Annotated in this window: 14 protein-coding genes and 1 tRNA gene; 8 read left to right on the forward strand and 7 right to left on the reverse strand. The window is 50.3% G+C overall.

Annotated features, from left to right (window positions below):
- Positions 1 to 14: 14 nt before the first annotated feature.
- Positions 15 to 707 carry an alpha/beta hydrolase gene (locus tag AC4IE8_RS19255; protein WP_490791762.1) on the reverse strand — a complete coding sequence of 231 codons (693 nt, stop codon included), beginning with the start codon at positions 705 to 707 and terminating at the stop codon, positions 15 to 17.
- 187 nt (positions 708 to 894) lie between these two features.
- Here AC4IE8_RS19255 and AC4IE8_RS19260 point away from each other — a divergent pair, with 187 nt between their 5' ends.
- From AC4IE8_RS19260 to AC4IE8_RS19270, 3 genes are all read left to right on the forward strand, one after another.
- Complete coding sequence (locus AC4IE8_RS19260; RefSeq protein ID WP_490791763.1) at positions 895 to 1,581, forward strand: TetR/AcrR family transcriptional regulator; 687 nt, start codon at positions 895 to 897, stop codon at positions 1,579 to 1,581.
- Between the two features lie 19 nt (positions 1,582 to 1,600).
- Positions 1,601 to 2,611: a metal-dependent hydrolase gene (locus AC4IE8_RS19265; protein WP_068987858.1), complete on the forward strand. Its 1,011-nt coding sequence runs from the start codon at positions 1,601 to 1,603 to the stop codon at positions 2,609 to 2,611.
- 472 nt (positions 2,612 to 3,083) lie between these two features.
- Positions 3,084 to 3,887: a DUF2189 domain-containing protein gene (locus AC4IE8_RS19270; protein ID WP_490791764.1), complete on the forward strand. Its 804-nt coding sequence runs from the start codon at positions 3,084 to 3,086 to the stop codon at positions 3,885 to 3,887.
- Positions 3,888 to 3,985: 98 nt separating this feature from the next.
- Here the strand turns inward: AC4IE8_RS19270 and AC4IE8_RS19275 are convergent, their stop codons facing one another.
- The 3 genes from AC4IE8_RS19275 to AC4IE8_RS19285 form a co-directional block, all read right to left on the reverse strand.
- Positions 3,986 to 4,546 carry a beta-class carbonic anhydrase gene (locus tag AC4IE8_RS19275; protein ID WP_068987856.1) on the reverse strand — a complete coding sequence of 187 codons (561 nt, stop codon included), beginning with the start codon at positions 4,544 to 4,546 and terminating at the stop codon, positions 3,986 to 3,988.
- A gap of 201 nt (positions 4,547 to 4,747) precedes the next feature.
- On the reverse strand, positions 4,748 to 5,365 hold the full coding sequence (locus tag AC4IE8_RS19280; protein ID WP_068987855.1) for a LysE family translocator: 618 nt from the start codon (positions 5,363 to 5,365) through the stop codon (positions 4,748 to 4,750).
- A 141-nt stretch (positions 5,366 to 5,506) separates the two neighbouring features.
- Positions 5,507 to 5,596: transfer RNA gene (locus AC4IE8_RS19285), tRNA-Ser, on the reverse strand.
- A gap of 299 nt (positions 5,597 to 5,895) precedes the next feature.
- On the opposite strand from AC4IE8_RS19285, the gene mltF reads away from it, so the two are divergent.
- Positions 5,896 to 7,329: a membrane-bound lytic murein transglycosylase MltF gene (gene mltF / locus AC4IE8_RS19290; protein ID WP_071891724.1), complete on the forward strand. Its 1,434-nt coding sequence runs from the start codon at positions 5,896 to 5,898 to the stop codon at positions 7,327 to 7,329.
- A 12-nt stretch (positions 7,330 to 7,341) separates the two neighbouring features.
- Here mltF and AC4IE8_RS19295 read toward each other — a convergent pair whose 3' ends face one another.
- The 3 genes from AC4IE8_RS19295 to tadA all read right to left on the reverse strand — a co-directional run bounded on the left by AC4IE8_RS19295 (position 7,342) and on the right by tadA (position 9,708).
- Positions 7,342 to 8,133 (reverse strand): inositol monophosphatase family protein, encoded by a 792-nt coding sequence (locus AC4IE8_RS19295; protein ID WP_068987854.1) that lies wholly within the window; start codon positions 8,131 to 8,133, stop codon positions 7,342 to 7,344.
- 49 nt (positions 8,134 to 8,182) lie between these two features.
- The gene (locus tag AC4IE8_RS19300) at positions 8,183 to 9,148 is read right to left on the reverse strand and encodes a phospholipase A (RefSeq protein WP_490791765.1); all 966 of its coding nucleotides are present in this window, start codon (positions 9,146 to 9,148) and stop codon (positions 8,183 to 8,185) included.
- Positions 9,149 to 9,237: 89 nt separating this feature from the next.
- Positions 9,238 to 9,708 (reverse strand): tRNA adenosine(34) deaminase TadA, encoded by a 471-nt coding sequence (gene tadA, locus AC4IE8_RS19305; protein WP_068987853.1) that lies wholly within the window; start codon positions 9,706 to 9,708, stop codon positions 9,238 to 9,240.
- A 725-nt stretch (positions 9,709 to 10,433) separates the two neighbouring features.
- Here tadA and AC4IE8_RS19310 point away from each other — a divergent pair.
- The 4 genes from AC4IE8_RS19310 to AC4IE8_RS19325 all read left to right on the forward strand — a co-directional run bounded on the left by AC4IE8_RS19310 (position 10,434) and on the right by AC4IE8_RS19325 (position 17,151).
- Complete coding sequence (locus tag AC4IE8_RS19310) at positions 10,434 to 11,240, forward strand: substrate-binding domain-containing protein (protein WP_490791766.1); 807 nt, start codon at positions 10,434 to 10,436, stop codon at positions 11,238 to 11,240.
- A 6-nt stretch (positions 11,241 to 11,246) separates the two neighbouring features.
- Positions 11,247 to 14,078: a bifunctional diguanylate cyclase/phosphodiesterase gene (locus tag AC4IE8_RS19315; protein ID WP_068987851.1), complete on the forward strand. Its 2,832-nt coding sequence runs from the start codon at positions 11,247 to 11,249 to the stop codon at positions 14,076 to 14,078.
- Between the two features lie 450 nt (positions 14,079 to 14,528).
- Complete coding sequence (locus AC4IE8_RS19320; RefSeq protein WP_490791767.1) at positions 14,529 to 15,866, forward strand: hypothetical protein; 1,338 nt, start codon at positions 14,529 to 14,531, stop codon at positions 15,864 to 15,866.
- Between the two features lie 280 nt (positions 15,867 to 16,146).
- The gene (locus AC4IE8_RS19325) at positions 16,147 to 17,151 is read left to right on the forward strand and encodes a C4-dicarboxylate TRAP transporter substrate-binding protein (RefSeq protein ID WP_490791768.1); all 1,005 of its coding nucleotides are present in this window, start codon (positions 16,147 to 16,149) and stop codon (positions 17,149 to 17,151) included.
- Positions 17,152 to 17,190 lie beyond the last annotated feature (39 nt).

The raw sequence follows: 17,190 nt of genomic DNA on the forward strand, positions 1-17,190 counted from the left end.
ATTCCTAAAGGCGACTATTCACTCAGCGGATTGAGCATGAAATCGAGTTGCGTCGATAGCTTGCCAGTGAACCAGCCACTCCACTTGAACAGGCCATTCATGGATTCTTGATCAACCCCCCCTTCGGGCAAAGGCTGCTGACCGCTCAGCTCGATACGCTCCGCTGGATAACGAACCTCCAGACTGAGTTGCATAGGATAGTAGCCATCCAGAAAGCGGCGCATATAAGGACCATTGCGTAACTGGTAGAGCCCCTCTCCCAGATTGTGCAACGCCCTGCTTTGAGCACTCAGACAGATCTCAGCGGATCGTTTGACATCACTGAGATCCAGCTTGTGCCCGACCACCTCGGCATGGCCGATATTGTTTGATGAGACGATGCGGATGTCACGGATGCGTTGCGGGTGATAGACGATCTCCAGGCGGGGCACCGGATCGAGATGGTGGTGACATTGTGAGAGTTCGACCCAGCCATCCTGCAGGCTAGACCGGGTAATGGTAATCTGATTCTGATGATGGTGAACCGGCTTCTCAGGTGGCTGAGAGAGAAACTCAAGCACCCCTTCATTGACCTCGATCTCTGGCTCCTCCCAAAAATCCTCCTCGTCTGTAAGGGTTTTACCATGGGCGTTAAACACCATCACAAATACCAACAAGCCAGCCATGAAATGGCTAGGTAATACCCTGATTAAACAGTTGCCGTGCATGCTCAGGTCTCCCATGGGTCAGGCTTTTATAATCACCAATGGTCTCATCACATATGATCCACCTGTCGAGTAAAGAGTTTACTCGCAAATACCACGTATCTTGCCATATCTTCCATGATGCCCATCCGTCTGCAGTAACTATAATTCAAATAATTCAGGGTCTGTTAACACCAACAGAGAGGTATCCATGATGGCATACCAGAAACCTAAAGCTGATACACAGCCGCCTGATGAATTGGCGGAAAAGATTCTCGATTTCGCAGTACAAATGGCCGGGCAGAACTCATGGGAGTCCATTCGACTCCACCAAGTAGCGGAAGAGATGGGGATCGACCTGCAGACTGTGCAACATTACTACCGACAGAAAGATGATCTTGTTGAAGCCTGGTACGACCGGGCGGACCGAGCCATGCTGGCCGATGCAGCACAGGAGGATTATCAGTGGCTCACCCCGAGAGAACGTATCCATCGATCGATCTTCTGCTGGCTCACTTCGATGCAGAATCAACGAAAAGTGAGCCGGGAGATGCTTGGCTACAAGTTTGAACTGGGCCATCTCCACCTGCAGGTGCTCGGTCTGTTGAGAATCAGCCGTACCGTCCAATGGTTCCTTGAGGCAGCCCATCGCGACTCGATAGATCTGAAGCGGATCGGTGAAGAGGTGGTTACAACCGGCATCTATCTCAGCACATTCGCGCACTGGCTGTTTGATGATTCCAGCGGTGCGGAGAAGACAGCGAAGCTGCTCGACCGACTACTGAGTAGGGCCGAGTCTTTCAACCTACTGACTGCTGCAGCAGAAGCGGACGCCTATAGGCCCGAGACATCGGATTCGTCAAATCAGCAACAGGAGAACGGTAGCATCGTCCACTGAACTGCGATAGCTGCCAAAGATGGATACCATAACCCATGCCCTGTTCGGCGCGGTCTGCACTGCCGCCCTGCATCGCACACCGTCGGCCGGATCCAACGAGCTCCCCCGGCGCATGGTCATCACCGGCATGGCGGCCGCCTTTCCCGACATCGACTACCTGGGGTTCTGGATAGACCCCTTACTTTTTCTCGCCGACTGGCATCGCAGCGCCACCCACTCTCTGTTGCTGATTCCCCTCTGGGCGGCTCTGTTGACCCTCTGCAGCCTCCCCTGGCGGTGGGCGCGAAACCATTGGCGAACGACCTATGCCCTCTGCTGTCTGGGCCTGCTCTCCCACCTCCCGTTGGACCTCTTGACCCCGTTCGGGATTAAACTCTTTTACCCTATCGCAACAACCTCTTATAGCCTGGCGATCAGTTTTTTCATCGATGGCTATTTCACTGCAATTATTGTGGTTACCCTGCTGCTACTGCTCCGCCACCCTCCCCGCAGGGTGGCCCTGAGTGGTCTGCTTATTCTGAGTGGTTATCTGAGTGGTCAGTGGCTGCTTAAATCGGAAGCCCTGCAGGTGGCAGCCAGACAGTTCCCCCAAGCGACGGATCTGCATGCACTGCCACAACCCTTCTCGCCCTTCTACTGGCAACTGATCAATCGCCACCAAAGCCACTACCAGGTCGCCTATCTAAGCCTGACCGCCGAGCACCAGGCAATCTTCAGGGACTACCGGGGGGCACACAACCTGACGTGGAAAACCTATCGGCTACCCACTGACCAGGCCCGACAAACCCCACTGGTTTCAATCGCCTGGCAGCAGGATCAACTGCAGAAGTTCAGGCAGTTCGCCCATTTCCCGATCCTTTATCGATTGGACCAATTCCCGGGTGAAACCTGTATCTGGTTTACCGACCTGCGATACACCCTGCCCTATCTGACACCACCCTTTCGCTACGGCATGTGTCAGCAGCAACAGCAGCCGTGGAAACTCTATCGACTGAAGCGTTTCACCGCGGCAGAACGACAGCCTCTCTAGGCCATTTCATGACCCATTCGAGAATTCCGCTATATTTAGAGAGATATTTTGTCTGGATCAAGCAGACTGTCGATCAGTCAAGCAAGCACAGACCAGGGCCTGTTAACACTAATCCAATACGCCCTGTTGTGCCTGAAAAAGCGCCAATCAAGGCGCGAGGAGAGAAGTTTGGTTATTCCAAATGAGCGACGAGCAACGCCGAGTGGCGCTTTTTCAGGCACAACCCAGAGGGCTGGGGCTGTTTTTGCACCCAGCGGCGTTATATTTCGCTCATGTAGCCGGGCTACACCACGCTCACTCTGCCTTGCCGGGCACAAAAACAGCCCCAGCAGGGCGCATTGGATTAGTGTTAACAGGCCCTAGTTCAAATTTCATCATCCCGAGCATGATGGATTGATCATGGATGGCTCGGAATCTGTGATCATAAATTATAAAAAACAACTAATTTAGTAATGATTTGGAGGAGATCAGCATGAATCATGCGGTGATACACCACTATGATGACCAGCCGGTAACCATTGCAGAGGTCAAGGAGATCAATTCGGAACAGCCGTGGAAGTGGCTCTCTGCAGGTTGGCAGGACATCAAAACCGCCCCATTTAAAAGTCTTTCCTACGGCCTGGCTCTGACTGCCATCAGCTATCTGCTGATGCTGCTGATCATCACCAATGAGTCCTATTTTCTACTGCCCCAGTTACTGGCCGGCTTTTTCCTGGTAGCCCCCCTGTTGGGCATAGGCCTGTATGCCTTCAGCCGTCAGATCGAATCGGGTAACTCCCCCTCATTCAAACAGGCGGCAGACTCGATCAAAGACAACTATTTCAACATCTTCAGTATGGGACTGATTCTGGTGGTAGCGTTGATCGCCTGGGTAATCCTGGCCCATCTGATCATCGCGCTGACCTTCACCGGCATTACCCCGGCCACTTGGCAGGGCTTTCTGGTCACCCTGTTCGGTACCTGGAATGGCTTTCAGCTTTTGGTTGCCGGAACCGTCAGTGGTGCTGTCATCGCCTTCATGATCTTCAGTATCAGCGCCATCAGTGTACCCATGCTGCTTGACCGCAACTGCAACGCCTTTGATGCCATCCAGACCAGCTGGAGCGCGATGCGTCACAACCGTATGCAACTACTGCTCTGGGGGGGGATTCTGGTTGCCATCATCATTGCCGGATTCCTGACCATGTTCGTCGGCCTGATCATCGGATTTCCACTGGCAGCCCATGCCACATGGCATGCCTACAGAGATCTGGTGGTAAGAGAGACTCCGGCATAGTCGCCTGAAACTCATACACCCGGTGACTCAGGGTCTGTTCCTGCAACAGAGTAGAGCGGTTCATACCCTGATCACCGGTTACCCATGACTGGCAGAGATCAGACACCCGTGACTTCAATCAGTTTTCCGCTTGCACAATCATAAAGATAACCATGCACCGGTATATCGTCAGGCACCAAAGGATGGTGCTTGATGCGTTGAACATCTTCGATGACACTCTTTTTGTTATCCGAGATGGTCATCCAATTGATGTAACGTCCCTCGGTTGAGCCCGGACCTTTACCCGTATCATGCCAACCAGTCTCATCAATCGTGGCAGTCTCCAGGCTGCTCGACAGCAGGTCTGACATGATCTCATTGGTGAAGGTTTCCATCCCGCAATCGGTATGGTGAATCACAAACCACTCATGGGTGCCGAGTAACTTGTGAGAGATCACCAGGGAACGGATCGCATCGTCACTGGCCCGTCCACCCGCATTGCGTATCACATGGGCATCACCTTCTGACAAACCGGCAAATTTTGCAGGATCCAGTCTGGCATCCATACAGGTCAATATGGCAAAGCGTCTTCCCGGAGGCATCGGTAGCTTAGCTCTATCTCCAAACTCAGCGGCATAGCCTTTGTTCGCCGCCAGTACTTCATCATTAATCCGACTCATGACTCCCCTCCTCATATTGTTCTTACAATTCAAAAGAGGCAGCACTCCATGCTGGATCAAACAAAGCGTCCTGTAGATTGGACAGTTGTAGAGGAAGAAGATTATCGGCTATTCACTGGTAAGCTGTGGGGGTAAAGCGTATCAATGCAGACACCATGCAAAAAGACCTGTCTCTTGTTGACAGCGCCTCACAATCGACCTCTACCACACTCCCAACAGGCTAAATCCATCGGAGATCAGAAACAGGGCCAACACACACAATAACAGGCCAAGAGAACGGAGCATGGTGAGATAGAGTGAACCACTTAACAACTGCTTCGATCTACCTACAGCAATGGCCAATACGATTTTCGAGCCCACCAGAAGCGTATAAAAACTGAACATGAATATGAGTGGTGCAACAATGCCGGAATCCATTGCTTTGACCATGATCGGACCACCGACACTGAACCAGAACAGGTAGGGATGAGGACTCAGCGTGTTGGCCAGGACTCCCTTTAAAAGGGATCTGGCCTCTTTCGGTTGCAGATCCAGCTCGACCCCTTTTGTCAGGATATTTTGATAGCCGAGATAGAAAACAAAGCAGCCCCCGGCCAGTGAGATCAGACCCAGTACCGGCTGCATGGAAGACAGTTCGTTGACGATCAACAACATCACAAGAATGATCGGCAGATCGGTAATCAGCGGGGCAAGCGCAACCCGGATACCTGAGCCGATATTGTGTTGCAAAGTCTCGGAGATCACCAGGGTCAACAACGGCCCTGGCGCCAGTCCGGCGGAAATACCCAGAATCAAACCGGTGGTTAAACTGGTAAGCACGGTTTATTAATCCGTCGACCACTCGATATCGTGAACAACTTCAGACATGCACAAATAACCTGGAAGAGGGTTACATTCATTGGTATCTGTGTGAGCTGTACACTGCACTATTTCATCCTACTGGATAGATGTCTGCCTGTTTGGCGGAGAGGGAGGGATTTGAACCCTCGGACCCCGTGAGGGATCACCTGATTTCGAGTCAGGCCCGTTCGGCCGCTCCGGCACCTCTCCGAAGTGATAAAAATAGCGGTAATAACCCTATTTCGGTAGTTGATTCCGGTAAATTCTACCGATAAATCCAGTTAATTGCCTAAAATCAATGCCAAGACCCAAGAATTGGATTACCAATGGTATCCGATTCAATAGCCGTAGATACTATATTTATACAATACCTACTAAACTAGGGCCTGTTAACAGGCCCTAAGCTAGAGACTATGCCAGAGCCAATATCAAAGATAACAAATGAGCCAATGGATCCTGCGACAATTCTTATTGTCATAACTAAAAGTAATCGATAGATCCTGACATAGATGCAGCTTCCCTCAACGACCAAACTCGCCGCCTGTCTGCTGACAGCCCTCTCGCTGCTGATCGGCAGCTGCAGCATCCCGCCGCCACTGGTTGAACGTATCAAGGCATCCGGAGAGCTGCGCGTGGTCACACGTAACAGCGGTACAACCCTATATGAAGGATCTGAAGGCTTGACCGGACTCGAGTACGATCTGGTGCAGCGGTTTGCCGAGGAACTGGGCGTCAAACCCCATTTCATCATCCCAGAAGGTTTTGACGATCTGTTGCCCACGGTCATCAATGGGGATGCCCATCTGGCCGCAGCAGGATTGACCGTCACCCCGGAGCGGCAATCGATTATCCGTTTCGGTCCCGCCTATCAGGAGATAACCCAGCAGGTCATCTATCGGGGTGGAACCCACCGTCCACGCAAGATCGAAGACCTGCTGGACAAGGATCTGCATATACTGGCCGGCAGCAGTCATGAGGAAGAGCTATTGCGATTGCAAAAGGACTACCCGGTATTGAGGTGGACCAGCCATGACAATCTGGAGAGCGCCGAACTGATGCAGATGGTGGAGGATAAAACCATCGATTTCACCATTGCCGACTCGAATGAGTTTGCCGTTACCCGACGTTTCATGCCGCATATCAAGGTTGGCTTCAATCTCACTGAACCTCAACCCCTGGCATGGGCCATGGCCCATGCGGAAGATGCCAGCCTTTATCAGGCGATGGAGGTCTTTTTCAACCGCATACGGGAAGACGGCACCCTTCCACAACTCATTGAACGCCACTATGGTCATATCGGGCGGCTCAATTTTGTCGAACTACGCACCTTCCTGCGCCACCTGAAAAACCGTCTACCCAAATATCGTGCCTTGTTTGAACAAGCGGCAGAAATGATCGGAATGGACTGGCGTCTGCTGGCGGCCATCGGCTACCAGGAATCCCATTGGAATCCGAAGGCAAAATCCCCCACCGGCGTTCGGGGCATAATGATGCTGACCCTGGCGACTGCCAAGCATATGAAAATAGAGAGTCGCCTCGATCCACAACAGAGTATTACCGGCGGAGCGAAATATCTGCAGTTCATCAAGCGCCGACTGCCAGAGCGGATTCAGGAGCCAGACCGGTTATGGCTGACACTGGCTGGCTACAACGTGGGATTTGGCCACCTGGAAGATGCCCGGATACTCACAGAACAGCTTGGTGGTGACCCTGACAAATGGGTGGAAGTAAAGAAACACCTCCCCAAGCTGAGCCTAAAGAAATGGTACAAGAACCTGAAAAGAGGCTATGCCCGGGGTAAGGAACCGGTTAACTACGTTGACAACATCAGGGCCTATTATGAATTGCTGAAATGGCAGTTACGCAAGATCGAAGCTACCAGGAAAGCCGAGTCGGAAAACGATGCCAGTCATGTCCTTTCAATAACACCTGACGCCCTGTAGTCCTAGGTCCTGTCAACACTTATCCATCCGCTCGAGCCACTCCCACCAGAGATCGTGCAACTGCGTGGAAACCGCTGCCACCGCCGGTTGTTTTCCCAGGCTAAGGTTGACTTCAGGGGCGGAAAAAGAGCCACCCGCTTCAGCGAATATCAAACGCCCCGCTGCATAATCCCAGAGAGACTGCCCACCATGGTGATAGATTTGCCCACGAGCTGCGGCCATCCAACACCAATCCAGCGCCACAGAGCCGAGACTTCGCTGTGAACGGAAAGGGGGCTCAACCGCCAGGGCTGTGGCCAGGGTTGGAGAGAGCCGCTTGAAATCGACCACCGCGATACACTCCTCAAGCGCGGTTTCAGACGAACTCAACTCTAACCTTGCCCCGTTCAGCCAGGCCCCTTCACCCTGCTCCGCACTAAAACACTCGTCCCGCATGGGGTCATAGACAACCCCCTGGACGACCTGCCCGGATTGCACCAGAGCGAGGGAGACACTGAAGTGAGGAAATCCAGCGGCAAAGTTGGCTGTGCCATCCAGGGGATCAAGCACCCATAGACCGGAGTCGCTATTATCCAATAGCTGATCATGTTGTGCCGGCGTCATCTCTTCACCCAGCAGCGGGATGTCCGGCCACGACTGCTTCAGTGCATCAGTCAACCACTGCTGACAGCCAAGATCAGCCGCCGTGATGAGAGTGCCGTCGAGCTTCTTTCTAGAATCGGTTTGCTGAAATCTCGACCTGACCTCATTGACAGCAGCCTGTTTTACCATTTCGGTCAGTTGTTGAAGTTGAGGAAGTTGCATCAGAGTCGGCTCTGTTTTGGATTGTTGTTGAGCGGCTACGCAAAGCCAATCATAACCAGTCGGTCAACTGCAGGCCGAAGCCCAAACGATGACTCTTGGCATCAAAATCGATCAAGCTCTCGCCATAACCGTTGAAATATTGTAAGTAACCCCGCCAACGGCCGTAAAGCGGAAAACTCCAGTCGAGTTTTATGGTATCCCTGCTCTCACCGTCAAACAGGTTTCTCAGCATCAGGCTGAAAGTCTGCTGGCGCTTTTTGTATAAGCCATGGATCTCATAGCGACCGAGATAATCATCAATATGGGGGTTATCGTCGTTATCTTCCGGAATTCTATACCAGGACTTGAATCCTAACAGGAAATTCCGTTTCTCAAACTTCAAGTCTGCGTAGAGACGATTCCAGCTGCGGGATAGAAAACCACCCTGTCCATTCGATTGATGTACCACTCCAAACTGCATCAGCGCATTGCGCCATCTATCCAGCTGCCATTCGTCCGGCCACATATCCGGTACAACCAAAAACAGTTCTGGCTCATGATTGGTCTCTCGGAAGGGAGATGATATATCCCGGTTGTAGGCCTGCCAGAAGGAGAGATTGGTATAGGCGGCATAGAGATCCACATCACTGCCAAACAACCCTTCGACCACCGGCATTTTATAACTGAGCTGGAATTTCATCTCCCAGCGGTCAAAATCAGACTCAGGAATGTTGTATACCTGAAAATTCGGTTCCGCATTGTAGGATGCCAATAGCACATAATTCTGTTTGTGTGGGGAGATCACAAATGGATTCTGGCGGGTTGCCTTTTCAGCATCGCGTCGATTGGCAATCATCGAACCACTCTCCGGCTGCTCACTCTGAGCCGCCTCATCCATCGCCCCTTTTGCCGCCGATTGCTCAGCCAATTCCACAGCGCATTGTGCCTTGATATCCGCAACCGTTTGAGTCTCTGCCGCACGATCTAATTGCTGTAGCAGACAGCGCTGATAATCTGTCAGAGGCTGTGCAGACAACGAGACGGAGAGAGATCCTGAGATCAACAGACAAATGAGTTGGACTGGCCTGAGTGAGGCAAAAGAGTGTTCTATCAATTTCATGCTTTTTATTTAATGCGTTTACGCCTGAAAAAGTCCTGCAACAGCTTGGCACTCTGCTCCATCATCAAACCACCTTCCACCTCGACACGGTGATTGAATCGACTATCCGTGGGTAACAGGTCGAAGACACTGCCGGCTGCGCCACCTTTCGGGTCTGCCGCCCCATAGACCACCCGCTTGACCCTGGCATGGACAATCGCACCGGCACACATGGGACAGGGCTCAAGGGTGACATACAAAGTAGTGTCCGGAAGGCGGTAGTTCCGCTCCTTAATCGCAGCATCCCTCAATGCCACGATCTCGGCATGGGCGGTAGGATCATGACCACCGATAGGCTGATTCCAACCCTCACCAATCAATCTGCCTTCTCTGACCACAACAGCCCCAACCGGCACCTCGCCCAACTGCTCAGCCCGCGCCGCTAACATCAGGGCGTGCTGCATGAAAAGCACATCATGCTCGTCTTCTACTGACATGAAACTAAGTCTTTTACTAAATCAGGTTGAAAACCGTGGTACGAGGGTCCGTTCCGGGTTAGATGCCCTGGTGTTCATCGGTGTCATTCTCGCAAATATTATCACCTTATATATTGTTATCCATCAAATAATACGTGAATTTAATTCGCACTGCTAATGAATCAATAACACCAGGAAATCCATCCACTGTTCTGCTGACATTGCGCTGTCCTGATTTCCATGGCGATCGATAGAAATTTGCACTTCTATTTCGAACACCAAATATTATACTTAACTAACCCGGTGACCAGGGGCTGTTAACGCGAATCCAAACTGTCCTGCTGGGACTGTTTCTATACTCAGCAAGGCTGAATGAGTGTGGTGTGGTTATTCTACATCAGCGAATGATAGTGCTGCTGGGCGCAAAACAGACCCAACCTCCTCTTCGACATCAATAAGGGGGTTGCGCCTGAAAAAGCACCACGAACCGTTGCTCGTCGCTCATCTGGAACAACCAGCCTACGTTCCTCGCGCCTTGATTGGTACTCTTTCAGGCACAACAGGACGTATTGGATTCGTGTTAACAGGCCCTAGGGCTACTGCTATTAAGGCATCTACCAGCCGCCTTTCATCGAAAGTTGCACTGAACAACCATGCAGGTTGAAATATATAGCCAGTGGGCACGGACTATAGAGTTTTTCAACCCAGGAAAGAAGTAAAACTTTTAATACTGGATTTACTACCTGATGAGAAAAAGCGCCATTATCGTCCTTAGCTTGCTTGTGATTTCGATCCTCTCAGTCTATATCATCAACCGATCGAGCCTCTCACCCGAGCAAGCCCTCCCCAGGAAAGAACTGCTCATCTACTGTGGCATCACCATGATCAAGCCGGTATCGGAAATTGCAGCGATTCTGGAAGAACAGGAAAATATTAAGATTTCCATTATTAAGGGTGGCTCTGGAAATCTGCTCAGGTCGATCAAGTTCAATCGTCTGGGGGACCTCTATTTACCTGGCTCTGAATCCTACATCCAGCAAGCCATGGAGAACGATCTGATTGAAGCGTCAACCCATATCGGCTACAACAAGGCAGCCATCATGGTCCGTCAAGGCAATCCGAAGAACATCCCAGCTGGAGTGACGACCCTACTGAACCCGGATTTGTACATTGTGATCGGCAATCCGGATACTGGCAGCATCGGCAAAGAGACGAAAAAAATCCTCACGGCTGCGGGAATATTCAATCAAGCGTTGCAAAATGCGAAAGAATTGACAACGGATTCCAAACGTTTGATTGATGTATTGAAGAAGGGTGAAGCTGATCTGGTAATCAACTGGTATGCCACAGCCACATGGCCGGAAAATGCAGAGCTGATTGATGCACTCCCCATCGATGACAAATATGCGGCAAAGAAAAAGCTGGTACTGGGACTGTTAAAAACCTCCAAATATCCTGAACTTGCAAAAAAATTCATGGATTATGCCTCATCTGAAGTAGGCCGAAACATTTTCGAGCGCTACGGCCTCTATACAGTTGACCGGAATATCTAGGAAAGTATGCTACAACTCACCGAACACCCGATCCAAAGACAGATCATTGGCCTGGCCCTATCCATATTGGCTATTGTCGTGGTGTTGGTTGGTATTCATACTGGCTTTAGAAGCAAAGCCAATCAAATAGAAAACCAGCTCGACAACCAAAAAGCACGTCAGGAGATAGGACTGTCGATCTATCAACGTCTGTTTTCCGCAAAGGCCTCTGTTTTTAAACTCAGTACACTGGATAACCGCCTTGAGCTTGAAGTCGTAAAAAAGCGCTTCGACGACAACCTGATGATAATCAAGGAAGGGCTCGCCATACTGCACAACGGCGGTGTTTTCAAAGACGAGATTGCGACCAACATTCCAGGTCAGAACTCCATGAATCTGGTCGCCAATTACTACCTGCCTGAGTCAGAGGGGTATGTTCTTGAAGTACTCGAGTTGGGACCGGCGATTCATAATCTGGAGGAACAAGCACAACTTCTCTACCAATTGATCAAATCGAGAATTGACCTTTTCCCCAACGAACCCGCAGATCTGCAGGTCCGCATCATCAATTTGATCAAGACCATAAATACCATACTGCAAAGAACACAAGAAAATGCCGCCCGAATACTCTATGACAGCCAGGAGAAAATCTCACATCTATCCAACGAATACAAAGAGAGTGAGAGCCTCTATGACAGCTTTCGCATACCCGTGGTGGTCATCGCACTGGGCCTATCCGCCTACCTGCTGCTTGTCACACTCACCAGAGTCGGAAAGGTCATTGAAAACCGCAAACAGGCTGAAGATCAGTTACAGCTACTGCTTGATACGACTGTGGAGGGCATTTTCGGGGTGGATAATCAGGGAATCACCACTTTCGTCAACCCCTCTGCTTCACGCATGCTCGGTTATAGCCCGGAAGAGCTGATCAACCGTGGCAACCATGAATTAATCCACCACACTCGCAGCGATGGTTCACCCTACCCTGCCTCCGAATGCTGCATGCTTGAAGTACTCAAAGGTGGCACGGTTCACACTGTTGATAATGAGCTATTCTGGCGCAAAGATGGTACCTCGTTTCCGGTGGAATACTCCAGCAATCCGATCCACCGTAAGGGCAAAATAGTTGGCGCGGTTATAAATTTCCGTGATATCAGTGATCGTAAACAGGCGGAAAAACGCATTCGAACCCTGCTTCAGGCAATAGAACAGAGCCCCGTTTCGGTTGTCATGACAGATACCAACGGTAACATCGAATATGTCAATAGAGCGTTCGAAATCACCTCCGGATATGAGGCCAACGAGGTGCTGGGTAAGAATCCACGGATTCTTAAATCGGAAAACACCCCAGCAGAGCACTTCAAAGAGCTCTGGCAGGCCATCGTATCAGGGCAACCCTGGCGCGGTGAACTGCAGAACCGCAAAAAGAACGGCGACCTGTACTGGGAACGGGCATACATAGCGCCGGTAGTGGATGAATCAGGTTCAACCAGTCACTACCTGGCTGTCAAAGAGGATATCAGCCTGCAGAAACAGCAGGAAAAAAAGATCCTGCATCAAGCCAATTATGACAGTCTGACAAACCTGCCCAACCGTTTTCTTACGCTTGATCGACTCTCTCAGATCATCAAGGAGGCACAGAGAAATCAGCATATGGCAGCTGTGCTGTTTCTCGACCTGGATGACTTCAAGAAGGTCAATGATTCCATGAGCCACGAAGCAGGCGATAAATTACTGATTCAGGCAGCCAAGCGTTTGAAAGATTCTGTGCGCATTGATGACACGGTCTCTCGACTGGGAGGGGATGAATTCATCATACTGCTGGGCAGTCTACATACAGAAAAGGAAGTACTGCCAATCGCAGAAAAAATACTCAATTGCTTCAAGCCACCTTTTATTCTGGATGGACGAGAACTGATACTCACAGCCAGTATCGGTATCTCAATATATCCCAGCGACGGGGACAACCCGGCAGAACTTCTACGCAACGCTGATACCGCCATGTATCAATCCAAAGAACAGGGACGGAACACTTTTAACTTCTTTACTCACGAGATGAATAAAGGAATATCAAGACGATTGCAGGTTGAAGAGCAGCTGCATGGTGCACTTGAGAGAAATGAGTTTCAACTCTACTATCAGCCGATACTCGACATTGCCAAACACGAAATCATTGGCGCCGAATCCCTGCTAAGATGGCACAATCCGGCATTGGGTGAGGTCAGACCCGATGAGTTCATTCCAATCACTGAACAGACCGGTCAGATCATACCGTTAGGTCAATTTGTGATTAAACAGGCTCTGTGTATGACAGCACAGTGGCAGAATCAATTCGGCAAACCATTTAAAGTTGCCATCAATATCTCACCAAGACAGTTCAGGGATCCCAATCTGGTAAAACAGATAAAAGCGGCATTGGCTCAATGCAGAATCCCCAGAAATACTGTGGTTCTGGAGATCACAGAAGGTGTTTTGATGAGTGGCCACACCTATATCGATGATGCCTTGTCAGAGTTAAACAATCTTGGCGTGACCATTACCATGGATGATTTCGGTACCGGCTACTCTTCCCTGAGCTACCTGCGCAGATACCCATTCGGCAATCTGAAGATCGATCGTAGCTTTATTAATGACATCACTATCGATCCAGCCGACAGAGAGCTTGTAAATGCCACCATTGCCATGGCCCATGGACTGGGAATCACCGTCGTTGCAGAAGGGGTTGAGACAGAAGATCAACTTAACTATCTGCAACAACAGGATTGCGATATGGCCCAAGGATACCTTTTCAGCAAACCCCTACCGGCGGAAGAGATGATGCAGCTGTTACAGAAAAAACAGAAACTGACCACCGCTTGAAGGCAAAAGCTGACAAATTTCACAAAATTCAACCCTGCATGCTAACTAATCCAGCTATGCTGTGGTAGCTGTTAACCATTTTCGGTCATTATATTTCAATCACTGGTGCACTAAACTTAATCAAACTCTTCTATTTTTGCAGCTCAAATAGTTTGTGCGCACCGTGATCAAGGAGTCTCAGGCATATGGATTGTGGCATTCACCTACGAAACCAAACAACCAGAGACATTCAATCTGAACGCTAAGCTATCGGAATCGGCAACAGACTGAAAATGGAGACCTTACATGGCGGAGAAAAACTGTTCTGGTGTTATAGACACTGTACTGACTTCAAATATTTCTGAGAGCGATCAAACAGTGACGGTCGCCTCATCGTCTGGTTTCCCGACCTTGGAAACAGGTGACTGGTTCTGGGCAAGGATCCTTCGACTTGAAGACGGCAGAGATGAAATGGTTAAAGTCACCCAGATCTCAGGCGTCAGCTGGAGCATTGAGCGCGCACCCACGGCCTATGCCTTCAATACAGGTGACACAATCACGCTATGCAAAGGAGACGCGGGTAAGATTGGTGTACTCGGTGCATCTGAGATTGTATTTCCCTGGTTCGACACCTGGTCGGCCCTGGCACAACGTGCATTTGATGCCGAGGGTATTGATGTGGATATACACCATACAGGATCCGGTGCACTTACCCATTTCACAGCATTGAACAGCATCGACCCGGAGACCGGTAAGAGCTATGTGGAGATCACCAACTCCATGGATCTTGACGTCATCGTAATAGAACTGGGAATTACCGATGCCATACTGAATATTGACGACAGATCGCGCTCACAACTTATCACAGATGCACAAGCCCTCTATGCGGCACTGCGCGCAGGCAGTCCGGATGCCGTCATCATCTATTCCAGGCAGATACCCTATGATGAAATTCAACACGGCGGTAAATCCGAAACCGAAATTAAAAAGAAGTATTGCATTCCCCATTTGCACTCTACAAGTACAATCCCGGGTGAGGCTGGACTGTATACCTCTGAAACCACTGAACTGGAAAAGATCATTGATCCATCTATGCAGGATCGATTAAGTGCGTGGAAAGCATTGGACACTGAGTGCCAGAATCTTGCCGACGTAGTTGTGCACACCGATTATTTCAGACCCGCCCGGCTCGGCTTGCTATCCCATGACCGTCTGCACCTATCCTCACTCGGTCACATTTTCTTCCTCAGCGACATGTGGAAAGCCTTCAAATCAGAGGCAATCCTTGCAACACGCATTCCTCAGCTTGACAACATAAGGAACCTTGGCAACTTCACCGATCTATCCATCACCTGGGAGAGTGCGGTCAAACCTGACGCGCTTGGTGATGGGTATCTCATAGACCCTGAATGGCTGGATGGTTTTGAATACCCCATGTGGCTCAATATCAGGGATCATGGCCGTGTCGCCAGTTATCCGGAATACTGGAGCAACCAACAGCGACCCTCCATATCCATTTCTGACAGAGTAGTACGCAAGAACGGTGAGGTTTTTGTGGTCATGGTCAGTAATGTCTGGCCCAGCCAACCTGTATCATCAAAACTCTGGCCCGCTAACAACGATGAACCCACTGTTTTTGATGAATACACACCACCTAAAACCACCTCAGGCACTGGTGACATGCTGGAGGCGTACAGCCCACCATCAGGCATAATTCCACCCGGCGACTACTTCATTAAATATAAAATCGGTCCTGATGTGTTCGGCCCCTTTCCAATTGCCATCTTCGACAACTACCCCTGGGAATAGGCCCACTGTCTGGATAGGATTATTCTCAACCCTATCCTGCCGCTGCCGGTAACCAGGGTCTTGCTTGGCCGTTGCCTGGCAAGCAAGCTGACATAGGATCAATACGAACAGACCCTAAACTTGCCCCCCCATTCCTGCTAATCTTCAGACTTGTAGATGCTTAAAACCCGCCTCTGATCTTGAATATCAAGTTCATACCAGGGCCTGTCAATAGGAAGCACAACAGGACAATGCACATACAATATTGAGCAAACATTTGCGATATCGGAGGAGAAACACAATGAATAAAATCACCAGTCGCCTTCTGCCGGCCATACTGATCGGAATTTTCGTCACCAGTGAAACCTATGCTGCCACCGAGTGGAACGTATCCCTGTGGGGAAAACGTCGAGCGTTTACCGAGAATGTGGAAAAACTGGCTGAATTGGTTGAAGCGAAAACCAAGGGCGAATTCAAACTGAACATCTCCTACGGCGGCCTCTCAAAATCCCGTGAAAACCTGGATGGTATCTCGATTGGTGCTTTTGAAATGGCCCAATTTTGCTCCTTCTACCACACCGCGAAAAATCCCAGCATTACGGTGACAGAGCTACCCTTTTCCCGCACCCTCTCACTGACCAGAGTTTCCGAAATCTATACGAAAGTCTTCAAACACCCTATCGTGAAAAAGGATCTGGCTCGCTGGAATGCCACACTGCTGATGCCTACCCCACTGCCACAATACAATATCGTCAGTAAGGGGGATGCCATACAGGGACTGGCGGATCTCAAGGGGCTCAGGGTACGCGGCCCAGGTGGTATCATGGGGGTTCTGGGTAAGTTGGGGGCTGTCAAAACCGGCGTACCCTTCTCTGAAGTACGTCAATCAATGGACTCAGGCGTGATTGATGCTGCCTCCTTCGCTCCCCACGCCCACCTGGCCACCAAATCCTACAAGGTAGGCAAATGGTATACCACCAATCTCAACCTTGGCTCAGCCAACTGCCCGGTAGTTGTCAATACCGACGCACTCAACAGCTTGAAGCCGGCTCATCGTGAGGCACTGCTCGGCTCTGTGGATGAAGCATTGGCCTTCTACGTAAAGAACTATGAAGAAAATACCACTGGCAAATATCAGAAGGCGGTTGAGAATGAAGGACTCACCAAGGTCACCTTTACTCAAGCACAGACCACAGAACTGAACAAATTATCAGAATCGGTGAGAGCGGAATGGATCAAAAAATTCGCCGGCAAATTTGATTCACAGGCACTCTTCGATTTTACCGCTGAGCTGTTTGAGAAATAGTCCAATTGGTGGCAACAGCAACGTCGCCCTGCCTGGTTA

It is taken from the genome of Candidatus Thiodiazotropha sp. AKAK2 (assembly GCF_058244685.1).